The sequence below is a fragment of the Natronomonas gomsonensis genome (assembly GCF_013391635.1).
Taxonomy (GTDB): Archaea; Halobacteriota; Halobacteria; order Halobacteriales; family Haloarculaceae; genus Natronomonas; species Natronomonas gomsonensis_A.
In genome coordinates, this window is sequence record NZ_JACAWU010000001.1 from 417,991 (window position 1) to 430,258 (window position 12,268).

Below are 12,268 nucleotides of genomic sequence, written 5' to 3' on the forward strand. Positions count from 1 at the left end.
GAGAGGAGTTCCTTCCGGTATGGTAACTCCTACCGAGTAATGTAGGTTACGCTGACAGCAGTAAACACATCCTAACCCAGCTTGTTTCCCTACTTCTCAAACTCAGCGCTTGGTTTGATTAATACTGTCTTTGTGATACGAGATCTTATCGGTACCCAAGTGCTGATAACCATCACCGTCGTCTGATCCGATAATGCAGCGCTTCTCTGAGGGAGATCGCGTCCGGGTCGATATTCCTGATGAGACGGATCCCGATCATCAGGAGTATCACGGGGAACACGGGCAGGTCGTTGTCGTGTTGAGTGATGATGCGGATTCAATTACTGCTGACGAGCGGGATGCGCAGCTCTACCGGGTCGCGTTTGATTCAGGTGAGACAGCCGACTTCCGGTGGCGTGACTTGCGACCGCCGATCAACGACTCCTCACAAGAATAGTCCCCAACAGCTCTGACCAGTTTCAGGAGGGATCTATCGGGGAAAGGATCATCATCCGGCTCTGTCACTGTTTCTTCATGCCTCCGGATCGACTCCGTAGTATCGTTCCGATGTTTGGTGGTGGGACGCGGTACGTCGAGACGCTGGATGCAATTCTTGAGTTCGTTGAAGTTCATCAGCCAACGTCAGATGAACTCGTAGGGTGGCACCGTGGTTCATTCCCGAACGTGTCCAGTCGAGATTCGATTATGCGACGGGTGAGTTACTTACAGCAGGTTGGATTTCTCCGCCAGACGAATGACCATTGGGAACTCGGTGCTGCTGGTCGGAAGTACGTTGAGCAGGGTGATGTGGCGACGCTGCTGCGAATTATGTGTGATCGGAACGTTGGGCTTCGGAGTCTCATGTATGCGTTGGCTGCTGGTCCGATGACGCTCGCAGAGGTGAGTGAACAGCAGCTCGATACGCATCCGGAGTTAGGGTGGAGCCGCGGGGAGACGGACATGGCGAAGCAGCGGGTGAATTGGCTGCGGAGTATGGGGCTCGTTGAGAAGCGTGGCGACGAGTACGCGTTGACGGATGATGGCCTACAGTTTGTTGAGAGCGCGGTGGAGGAGTGGGCTGATTCGGACTGGACACCGTCGGTGAGCGATGCTGGGATGCGTGCTGGGACGTACGAAACGACGGTTCAGGCCCGGTCAGTCGATCCGGAGTTCCGTGCGACTGTACTGTCCCGGCACGACCGGACGTGTCCAGTTTCCGGGGTGGATCATCCCGGCCTGTTGGACGTGGCGCATATCCTGTCGTGGAGTGATTACCCGGAATACAGGGCTGATCTCTCGAACGTGTTGGCGCTCAGTAAGACGCATCACGCAGCCTTCGACCGAGAGCTATTCACTATCGATCAGGACTACCGGTTGTGCGTGAATCCGAACTTCGATACTCGAAGTGACCTGCTCCAACGGACGATCATCGACCGTGCAGGGGAACGGATCTCGATTCCGGATGATGGCTTGAAGCCGCAGTATGTTGCGCAGCACAACGCGGCGCTTGAGTGGGTGTGAGTAGTGAATCGTACAGATTGCGACCGACCGACCAAATCCGGTCAGCAATGGTTGATACACATCTCAATACGGGATGGAACCGGCCACCTGGGCAACGGCCCCAGACAGACTTTTTAATCGAATTTCGGCGAATTCTGAACCGAGTGAGAAAACGGACTCGGAGCGCCTCGATTCAAAACCGTTCCAGTAGTTCTGAACATCAAAATACGAGGGTGAAGAGAGGTCAGGCGATGTCGGCGGCGGTCCGACGGTAGGTGTCGTCGAGTCTGAGACCACCGAGTGCGGTGTAAAGGTTGATGAGATCCGCGACGTCGCTAATGCAGTAGTCTTTGAGGAGTTGTGTGAGTTCGCGGTGGACGCTGGTGTGTTCGATGCCGGCTTTGACGTTTTGCACGTATGTGTCGCCGAGGACTTGCCCGATGTGCTTGCCTTGGACGGCTTTCCCCTCGATCTCAGAGAGATAGGTGTCAGGGAAATCGTAGTCGTCGTACCAGACGCTGTCGTTGTCGATCCCAGCAAGGTCGTAGACCTTCCAGTCAGGAAGGACGTGCTGGTCGTCCCAGAGCTCGGATTCGTACTCGTCGGCGGCCGCGAGCGCGACATCAACGTGGTTCTCGAACAAGGTCTCTGTGCGTGTCAAGAAGTCTTGGTCAGCACTATCGTCGATATCGCGGGCCCAGTTCAGCAAGTGCGTGCCGTCGAACCAGGTGCCGTTGTACGTGAGGAGGAGATCTACGCTGCGGTCACCACACCACTCGAAGAGGCGCTCGTAGAGGTCAATCGTATACTGGTCGTCCCAGTCGCCGCTCCGAAACAACACATCGGTTTCTGGTGTGTCGTCCAGGTCATCCGCGTATGCGAGGCTGACGGCAAAGAATTCAAAATACTGAGTGTCGTTCGAGTTGTCGGGTGGCTCTTCGAACGGGCTCGCGGTTTCAATGTCGATGACAAGTGTGCCCATCTTAACAGACCTCCTAGACGTAATGCGGGTCGGACAGTAGCATGTTTGTTGTGGATGCTGCTCCAGAGTCCGATACTTCAGGAATGAGCAATTCTGACATTCCTACCGAAATCCAGACCACAGAGTAACCGATAGCATCCCTATCTATCCCAATGATTTTTCTCCTGACCGGGTAGTTGTTCACTTACTTACGAATGACGGGGATTGCCATTATCACAGCTGGACGTGAGGACGCCTATCAGGATTATCTACAGTCTGTGAAGGGGGGGCATGACCCGGCAGAGTTTGAAGGGTATCTTTCTGACGCCGAAATTGATGCTGTGACGGATTCAGAGACTGGAAAGGTGCATCTCTGGGGGACAACAGTTGATTCCAAATGGCAATTCGTGGAGGGCGGGGACATCGCGTTAATCTACCGGGGTGGACGGTACATCGCGCAGGCAACGGTGGTTCGGACCCGTGATGATCTTGACTTGGCGGAGCATCTCTGGCGTACTGAAGGAAATCCGTGGGATCCCGAGAGTCCGTGGCGGTATTTGGTGTTCCTGACTGGTGTGGAGGAGATTGATGTGGATGTTGAGTCATTCAACGAGCTCGCGGGGTACCAAGACAATTATATCCCGCAGGGGTTCAGTCGTGTGTCGGATTCGCGTATCCGCGACATAGAGGATGCGTATGAGTCCGTTGAAACCGCGATTAATGAGTTGACGGGGAGCGGTGTCCGGGTTCATGAGTTCGATGAGGAGCCGTCGCAGGAGGAGTCTGAAGAGGAACAAGAACTAAATCTGGGAGAGCGTATTGTTGCGGCGAGTCGGGATGGTGACCAATATGAGGAGTTGGAAGAGCTGGTCGCCAAGGCGTTCTCTCGGTTAGGGTTTGAAGCGCGATGGATTGAAGGCGGAGATGATACGGACGTTGAAATCACGGCTCCAATTCACGCGGTCATCGAGGTGAAGGCGCGAAGCAGTGGGACGTTGGCCTCACCGGACGCAACACGAATTCAGGGGCATAAAGAGCGACACTCAGCCGACCAAGCGATTGTTGTTGCACCTGGCTTCACCCCGGCAGCAATTGAAGATGCGGACCGACAAGGAATCGTCCTCCTTGCAACCGATCACCTCCAGGCGCTCTTAGAGCGGCGTGATGCCTATGGGATTCCGCCGGAAGCACTCTCAACGCATCTCACCGAACCGGGTGCGTTCCAAGATGACCGACTTGATCAGATCGATGATGAACTACGGACTCGACTTGGTGGTACTGAGGACTTGCTTGCCGTGATGGAAGCACTTCAACGAGCAGATCCAGAAGAAGGAACCGCTGACCGCCTCCGGTTGATTTTGAAAGGTATGTACGTTGAGGAGCGTGTTCCGGAACAGCACGTCATTGAACAGTCACTCCATCTATTGGCTCACCCAAGCATCCAACTGGCAGAGTATGAAGATGGCCAGTACCAGCCGACGACAAGTAAGGAGAATGCAGAAGTCTTGCTCAGACGGTTCGGGAATCTCATCACCGAGGTGAGTAAGTCAGGTGAAGAGTGAGACAACCAGAGTCTTTACCGCCAGAACTACGACCCATAGAAACCTGGCTTAAGTCGATTTCTTGGTTGAGGCCGTTCATCGAGACGGTGCACTACCGTGGTGGTTCTAAGTTCAGAATCAGGTCGTCGGCGAGTGTTTCGATTTGATCTGCTGAAAGTCGGTTACCAAGGAACTCGATTAAGTCCTCTTGTCGGGGTTGGCCGAAAGCCATTCGGTAAATGACGAGACTTCGTTTCAGGTGGTCGACTGTTTGCGCTTCACTGGTATAGGGGAGGAAAGGAAGATGTCGCTCGATTTGTGCGACGCCGTCACCATTGAAAATCCAATATGGAACGACGGCTGAGTGATCTGATTCGTGGTCAGCTGCAGCGTGGGAGAACATCGATTGCCAGGGATCACCTCGTTCTGTGGTAAGGCCAGCTGTGTGGTAGGTAGATGCGAGGTTCTTGCGGACGGCATGGCCTTTAAATCGGTGGACGCGGCCTTCCCGCTGTTCTAGATCTACGGGGTTACGTGGGAGGTTCCAGTGCACGACGGCGTGGCAGTATGGATGAAAGTCGAGACCTTCCTGGCCAATTGAGGTTGAGACGAGAACGTGCGGCCAGAATGGGGAATTAAACGCTTCTCGAACGTCGTCTTCACGCGTAGTTTCAGAAACATCAGCCGCAGGAGCGTCACCGAACCGCAAGGCGAATCTGGTTCGAAGACGTTTGCGTGTCGTCGTTGCTTCGCCGTCGTTAACATGGAACTGGTCGAGAGCAGTCGTCGTAGTCCGTAGCCCGACGGCGGTGATTATACGCTCTCCGACTTTCTCTGCTGCGGTCGCCGGTGATAACTCTTCGTACCCTATGTCAAAGAGGAGGTGTGCGTATTCGTCGAGAACCGCTTGGAGATTTCCATGAACGCTATATTCGAGGACCTGCCGCCAGTAGGATTGGTTGTCGATAAGGTAACGGAGGAGGCTCGTGGTTTCAGGTAGGTTGAAGAGTGACCTAAAGGCCCAGGCGACGCGTGAGGCAGTGGTTCGGATAGATGGATTTTTGACGGATTCGTCGTCAACGACGCGAGAGAGCGCACGCAGACTACAGATGCCAGGACTGCCGAGTGCGGTCTGTGCGAGGACATGTGGTAAGTCATCAGGTGGTGTACCAAGGGACTCGGAGGTCGTGGAGAGGTCGCGGAAGGCTTCGACGTGGTCTGCCCAGTACTCTGGGGCCGTGTCACCAGTGACGAGTGAGTTTGGCATCCAATCATCTACGAGTGATTCTTGGTGGATCCAGTCCGCGGCATCCGGATGATGTTCTCGGTCCAGAAGAAGGGGGGCTATCCAGTACCATCGTTCGTCTACGGCGTCTTCGGGATCCGGGGATACATTGTCAAGAATGGGTTCGAGCTGGGTCTCGACTTGTGTGCGAACTTTGTTGAGTACGACTGATAGTGGTTGGGTATCATCGTTATGGTGGTTACGTGAGAGGTCGAGGGGATCGGCAGTTGTCGCAAGAACAGTACTCGGGTAGAGATGGGTGAACAGTGGTAGTCCGGTCAGTCGGTCGTCGGAGTCCTCAGTGATTCGAAGGAGGTTCCCGCGAGTACTTCGGTTATTGGAGTCGTAGGTCGCGTCTGGGTGAGCGGCTGTCGTGATGCGGCGTTCGGCTTCGTAGCTCGTTAGTGAAGCGATAGTTTTCGGGACGACTCTCCAGTGGGAGAAAATAAGTCGTTTCGTGGTAGCCTGAAGCCCAGGGTCATCAAACGGAGTGCCGAACGTGTAGTACGGGATCGACGGGGGAAGCCAGAGCAACTTCCACAGGCCGGTGTCAATAACGTCATTCCATAAATACCGGAGTCGGGAATTCTGCGCGTCAAGTTCGTTGTAGTGGTGGATGTCGTCCCAGTCAAGGAGGTACGGTGTAGTCTCAGCGAGTTTGCGAGTGACATCCTGATCCAGATTTGACGAGGCGAGTGCGTCATCAAGTTGATCACGCACTTTGTAGTCGTCCATGAAGTTGAGGAGGTACGGCGCGGATTTCCAGTAGTTGAGGGTGTTTTGCCCACCGACCTGGCGGCTGAGATGCTGTGTTTTTACATACGCCTCAATGTCCTGGGGGAGAATCGTCGGTGACGTTGAACGGATTTCCGTAAGCATGCCGTTCCGATCCTGCGACTGTGCTAACCGTTCGGTTCGCGCCATCACTCGGCAGAGACGGTTCTGAAGTTCGTCTTTGACGTCGAGAACGGCGTCTGTTCCCTCCTGATCCACATAATAGAGCCCACGTCGGTACTCGGTGAGCAAGTCATTAATCCGCTCGTAGTTCTCCTCAGTGGCGAGAAACTCGATTGTTTGCAGAAATTCCTTGTAATGGTCTTCATCCGGTTCGTCGTACGTCGTGTACATCTTGTACGGAGTGGCAGAGAGTAAGAGGAGCTTGGCTTCTGATCGGCCGTCGCTGTAGTTGAAGAGTCGGCGAGCGAGTTCATGTTCGTCCTCACCTGATTCGAGCAGGTGTCGGAACCGCTGGAATTCGTCAAGAATGATTAGGTTGGGCTGTAAGTCCTGTACGCACAACTCGGCGAGTAATGCTCTCAGTTCGCCGACTAACTCGGCGCGTCGCTGTCGTTGCGAGTCGGTGACTCGGCTGTTGTATTGGCTGAATACGTCACATAGTGCTTCGAATTCCTCGTGGAGGGCTGTCCGTTCAGCGAGGCGGTCGATGAACTGCTGGTGGATTGTCTCGTCGATATGGTCGTTGAAATTCCGGATTGCACGACGGAACCGATCCACCGAGGCGTATCCTTGAAGAACATTCATTGGGGCTTTCCCACTGAACTCCCACGGATCCTGAAGCAAGTGATACAGAAGAACTCGTTCTTCCATGCGGCCGAGGCTCGATTTTAGGTCTAGTGATGTGCCAGGTGTGAACGAGAAGAAGTTGACTTTCTGCTCTCGGAATTTGTGAGCGTAGAGAGGGTGGAGTGTGAGCCGGCCTGCCAATTCTGTTCGCTCGGTCAAGGCAAGTCGGTCGATGTTTTGGCGAGCGATATCACTGTTTGAGCAGATGTAGACGATGTTGATTTGATCGAGGTCGCTCCACAGATGGTCAATCGCCAGCGCAATCACACCACGGGCGACGAGTGTTTTCCCGAGCCCGACTTCGTCAGCCACGAGGAACCGGCCGCTCGAATCATCATCCTCGTAGAGACGTTGAAACGCGTATTTCGTCGTCTTCGATTGGAAGTCCTTGAGCGTCGAGAGGACCTCTGTTGGATCCGGGCGGTTCTGGTCAGTCATCCGGTTGCAACCTCCGATGCGCAGCGAGTACAGTTTCCAACAGCGAGTTCAACTCGGATGGGAGTGATGTCTCGTCCGTTTCTAAGTCCCTGAGCAGTTGTTCTAGCTGGGTGATCCGGGATGGATTTTTCTCCAATGTTTCGACGAGGAGTTCCAACAATGGCGGGCCTGCTCCTGATGTCGATGTGTAATTTGAGTCGTCGTTCCAAAAGTGTTCACCAGTGTCTGTAATATCGGTTGGGGAGTCCCAGTCTAGGAGCAGGGAAAGGAGTCGAAGAAATCGCTCCGGGTCTGAGAGGATGTCCTGCATAATTGCTTGATTCCGATCTTCAGGCAGTCCTGTTATCGGGACTTTGAGAGCGAATCGCGTCTGTCTTGTCTCGTCTCCGTCCGTGACACGCAACTGGAATGCAAACAGTTGAGTCAGTGAATGCTTGGCGAGTGGTCCGAATTCCATTTCAACCGGTTCCGTGACGGAAATCTGCTTCTGCGTGTTCTGCACCGAGAGCGGCCAGCAAACGACTTCCACGTCGCCGACCCCAGTCTCAATATCCAAAGGTTCCGGGGTCGTGAGTGAGAGGTAGTATCCATCGTCACAGTGCTGAGCCTGGACGTCTATCGTCATATCGAGGATAGCGGTACGGATATGTTCCAAGTGATGTTCGAGTGTGGTTTCGTCCGTGTCAGTCTCTTCCTCTTCTTCGGGGTCGTATTCGACGAGTAATTCGATGAATTTGTCAGGTGTTCCTGACGTTGATCCATCCGCGTCGGTTATTGCGTCATCGGGGAATAATGCCGGTGTACCAAGATCGTGTTTTTTGCCTTTGAGTTCGGTGAGAAACTCGATGTTATGTCTGAACGCGGCCGCAGTCGCATTCGCCGATCCGATGAATAGACTTGTATCCCACCCTTGATCTAGAGCGAAAATCTTCGCGTGTAGGCCCATGAGTTCGGTGCGGTCAGTAACGGACCATTCTTCCACGAGGGCTGGTTCGTCTTCCGGAGCACCGTCAGCCTTCTCAGGGATGGCACCAGCTGCGAGACCGTATACTGACGACCACGCATCAATCGTACTTCGGTCAAGAGTGTCTAATTCGTTGAGGCGAGACACCAAGATTGAGTCACGACTCGATTGTTCCAATTTTTCTAATCGACTCGGTGAGAGGAATGGGGAAACGACTGCGATGTCAGAGTATGACTCCGGGAAAGGTGAGGTATCACCTTCGATCAAGGGGTGGAACTGTACCTCTTCGACGTCGGCTGGTGATTCGAATCGAACCCGGCGAATTTCGTGTGCTATTTCATCAATCGTGTCTTCCAGTGCCGCTGGAACCGTCGTTGCTGCGAAGTCGGGGAGTTGGTCCCAGAATTCGCCGAGCGAATGCTGATCTGCGAAGGCATACTGACGATCGGTGAGTTCGCCGTTGAGATTTAAGATCACATCCCAAGAACTATCGAACGTCAAGTTCCGGCTAAGACAGAGAAATCGGTAGCGGGCTGGTTGATTCGGAGCAGTGTACTTCGCTACCCAGACCTTCGGGTGGAATGACCCGTTAGTAGGCGGAGCTACTTCAATAATACTGTCTTCAGCGTATCCATAGAGGTCGCTGGCACTTTGCGGTCCTTTGATGCGTCCCTGCTCGCAAAAGACATAGATCCGGTCCATAGTGTCCCAAAGCGCATGTAGAATATCGACACTGTTCTCCTCAGTCGGGTCGTAGTTGTCATCAGATCCGTGTGAGACGAATGCGAGCGGGAGAGACAGCAATGCACCTAAATCGAGCGTGTACGTCGTCCCGATAAGGGCCGCTAACTCGAATCCCTGGGGGGGTTGGATTGCATCATGGAGGACCAGACGATTCTGCGGGGAAAGCAATTATCGGACCTCCATGTTGCTGATGATATCGTTGAGGTGGCTTCGAGCCACGGGCCACCGGTATCCGAGCCGGCCCAGTCCAGCCCCGTCGTTCCAAAGCCGGAGCGCGTCCGCGTGATGGAGTCGGGCGCGTCGACCTTTCAACTGTAACTCACGCCGACTAATGAGTCGGCGGGCCTCAGACTGATCCCACAGCTCTGTCGGGTTCTCACGAATGATCTTGATCCACTCCGTGACAAACGACCGAGTTCGCTGCGGTATTTGCCCAGCCGTCTGTTCGACGATTGACCAGAATTCGTTGAGAGACCAGTCCTGAAACGCCGTGTTGCGAGCGGTTATCATTTCTCGCCACTCGGAGAGGTCAGTCATATATTCCTGTTGTAAGTCGTCTGCCTCGCTTTTCTCTGCCAGCATCAGGTTGTAGAGGAGAACCGCTCCGTGGCTGATTTCCGAGAAGTTCTGTGCATGCAGCAAGTAGACCTGGTGCCTGTCACTAAGATCGGTAAACTGGGGCGCTTCCCAGGGGAAATCGACGTTGGGAAGCGGTTCGCCTAGTCGTAACAGTCGTGCCAGTAGCGAGTCGGGGTGACTCTCAATGATGCGGTCGTGGAGGTAATTCGCTTCCGTTTCGCGTAGGTTGAACGATGCCTCTTGGGGGAATGATTCTGGTGCATCTGGAAGTCCTTTGTGCCACGCCGATTCCTGTATTGCAGAGTTCGATTCGAGTAGTGTACGCACATCCGACCCGCTGGTTTTGTTGCGTCGGATGCGGGCATGGTACTCTGATTTCGAGCCGTTAAATCGAAGAATATCCCAGCTGCGTAACCCTCCCCAGTAGATGGTACTAGGCATCCGACTGAGGTCTTCTTTTGCTTCTCTACCGATCACGCCTTCGGCTTCGCCGCCTCGGAGGAGCCCTCGAATCAGGCGTTGTTCGTACCGACGAATCGTGTCGGGGAACTCATCTGGCGGTGGATCTCGTTGCTGAACCTCAGCGTAGATCCAGGGTATAAATAGAAAATACCGAACCCGGGTCTGAATTGTTGATGTTCCTGGGAAGAACAGGTTCGAAAACGAGTCTCGGATGCGACCAAACCCGAGTTCATCCCTCGTGTCCCGCCGGCGAAATTTGTCCAGTAAGTCGAGTGTGTTTTCCTGTTGCTCGGTCGTGGTATCCAGCCAGGAGATAGTCGATTCCATTAGTCGGTGGTGCGTTAGTCGTAACATTGATAGAATATAGATTTTTGGCCAAGAGACTATTTCGGGACTCAGCAAATGAGTAAGAACAACCAGAACGGCAGATAGCAAAGAGTAGTATCGTCCGTCTTGACTACCAATGACTGGTTTTCTCTGATAGTCTTTGGTAGACTGTCGGTGATGACGAACCGGTACGGTGCCTGGTAGTCCAAGTCTCGAAGATCTTCGCTGGCGGATTCGGTATGCTGGCCGGAGTCAGGATCGAAGTCTTTGGCGATTGTTTCGGCGTTGCCAGTATGTGGATGGTAGGAGAGGATGAAGGGGAGGACGTGTCCGTTGCGGTGAAGGATGTAGTCGACGAGACCGGATTCGGTTTCTGTGTATTCGACGTCGTATGCTCCGACGGTGTATGCGAGGCGTTTGGCGTGGTCGAACGCGACAGTGCGGGCGAGTTTGTACTCGAATTCGTGGTTGAGCGTGTCTTGCTGATCGTAGCCTTCGAAGCCGTGGTGTTCCTGTCGTTGGGAGAGAAGGACGAGGTGACGTGGGTTCCGGAGGTACAATCGGGTGCGGCGGTAGCGTCGCAGGGAGTAGTCGTGCGATTCAGTGACAGCGATCCCCTCATCAAGAACATCGAGGTAGCTATCGACGGTTCGCCTGTCGACGCCGATCTGGTCGCTGAGGGCTGTGTACTGGAGTTCTTCACCGGCGTTGGTGGCAGCGATAGCGCTGAGGCGGTGGAGGTTTTCGGGTTGTTGGATGGACCGGTACTTGGCGAGCTCTTTATACAGGAAGAGTAGGAAGTGAGATTTGGAGAGTTCGTTCCGAATCGTTAGGTCGTCTGTCTGATGGAGAGTGCCGCCCGTGCGCAGGTATGCGCGCGCGGCGTCGTGAAGATTATCGCAGTCGTCCGCGTCGAAGATGCCGAAGCAGAGTTCTGAGAGAGTCTCAACTGCAGTGTCGAGACTGATTTCGGAATCTCTTCCGGACAGCCCGGTTCGAATCGTCTTGATCGGCGATGGCCCATCTAAGTCTGATGACTGGTACTGTTCGAGCCGGGTTCGGAATTCGTCATCGAGATCGACGCCGAGGCCTGCGCCGATTTGAACAGTGTCGATGAATTTCATCGGGAGAATCGGCCACAATTCGAATTCCTCGACGGTGTCGGCGGATTTGGTCGTGGAGAGATTAACTTGAGATGCGACGATACCGGTCAGAAATAGATACGTATCCTCGTCGACGACGTCGAGTAGCTCCGCTTTCCGATCCTCGTCGAGGTCAAGGGCTTGGACATCGTCAAGGAGGATGAACTTATGTCCTTGACGGGGTGCGACGTGCGTCTGGAAGTAGTCGATGACCTGGCTGAGACGTTTGATGCCGTCGCCTGCGCGTTCGAGCTGGTAAAGGGAGTCTTCTAAGGGGATATAGAGTATTTGCCGCGGTTCGATTGCGGAGGTGAGTTCGAGGTCTGTGTTTTGCTGGGGGAAGTCGGTCGTGTTGAGGAGCGCTGCGACGAGTTGGTGAAGAAGGGTGGTTTTGCCGATACCGGTCTGGCCATGAATTGCGTAGACGAGGCTCTCAACGCCGTCAGTGTAGTGGGTATTCGTCGTTTTAAGAACGCGGTGGAAATCAGATCGAGGAGTAAGGTCTGTGGCTTGTGAGAGTTCTGGAGAGGTGCCGTCACTCCACCACTGGTTGTGGTGTTCGGCGTCGTCGATGAACTCTTCTGCGCTCCCTGTCCCAAGCATAGAGACGATTAATATGGGCTAGTACAAATATTCACGCATCCCAATGTCGCTATTCAGATTCTACTATAGTTTTGCTGTCTCTCAGACCCAGTGTAGCAGAATTCCGATCCTCGGTGTCGTCCGATACTCCCTCAGAAATGCCTCATTGGCACGCCCGGG

The 12,268-nt window shown here is 54.1% G+C and carries 8 protein-coding genes; 3 read left to right on the forward strand and 5 right to left on the reverse strand.

Annotation, left to right across the window (positions count from 1 at the left end; genetic code table 11):
• The first annotated feature begins 193 nt into the window (after positions 1–193).
• Together HWX69_RS02370 and HWX69_RS18100 are read left to right on the forward strand one after the other, a co-directional pair.
• Entirely contained in the window at positions 194–436 is a 243-nt protein-coding gene (locus tag HWX69_RS02370; protein ID WP_178915480.1) for a hypothetical protein, read from the forward strand.
• A 428-nt stretch (positions 437–864) separates the two neighbouring features.
• Positions 865–1,500, forward strand: coding sequence for an HNH endonuclease (locus HWX69_RS18100; protein ID WP_246286401.1), 636 nt, complete (start codon positions 865–867; stop codon positions 1,498–1,500).
• Positions 1,501–1,723: 223 nt separating this feature from the next.
• Here HWX69_RS18100 and HWX69_RS02380 read toward each other — a convergent pair whose 3' ends face one another.
• Entirely contained in the window at positions 1,724–2,461 is a 738-nt protein-coding gene (locus tag HWX69_RS02380; RefSeq protein ID WP_178915481.1) for a hypothetical protein, read from the reverse strand.
• A gap of 194 nt (positions 2,462–2,655) precedes the next feature.
• Between HWX69_RS02380 and HWX69_RS02385 the strand changes: the two genes are divergently transcribed.
• Positions 2,656–4,002 carry a restriction endonuclease gene (locus HWX69_RS02385; protein WP_178915483.1) on the forward strand — a complete coding sequence of 449 codons (1,347 nt, stop codon included), beginning with the start codon at positions 2,656–2,658 and terminating at the stop codon, positions 4,000–4,002.
• A gap of 91 nt (positions 4,003–4,093) precedes the next feature.
• Here the strand turns inward: HWX69_RS02385 and HWX69_RS02390 are convergent, their stop codons facing one another.
• From HWX69_RS02390 to HWX69_RS02405, 4 genes are all read right to left on the reverse strand, one after another.
• On the reverse strand, positions 4,094–7,288 hold the full coding sequence (locus tag HWX69_RS02390) for a C-terminal helicase domain-containing protein (RefSeq protein ID WP_178915484.1): 3,195 nt from the start codon (positions 7,286–7,288) through the stop codon (positions 4,094–4,096).
• Positions 7,281–8,954 carry a phospholipase D family protein gene (locus HWX69_RS02395; RefSeq protein WP_178915485.1) on the reverse strand — a complete coding sequence of 558 codons (1,674 nt, stop codon included), beginning with the start codon at positions 8,952–8,954 and terminating at the stop codon, positions 7,281–7,283. Before HWX69_RS02395 ends, HWX69_RS02390 begins: the two co-directional genes overlap by 8 nt.
• Positions 8,955–9,164: 210 nt before the next feature.
• Positions 9,165–10,364: a DUF6361 family protein gene (locus HWX69_RS02400; RefSeq protein WP_178915486.1), complete on the reverse strand. Its 1,200-nt coding sequence runs from the start codon at positions 10,362–10,364 to the stop codon at positions 9,165–9,167.
• A gap of 68 nt (positions 10,365–10,432) precedes the next feature.
• Complete coding sequence (locus tag HWX69_RS02405; protein ID WP_178915488.1) at positions 10,433–12,109, reverse strand: AAA family ATPase; 1,677 nt, start codon at positions 12,107–12,109, stop codon at positions 10,433–10,435.
• Positions 12,110–12,268 lie beyond the last annotated feature (159 nt).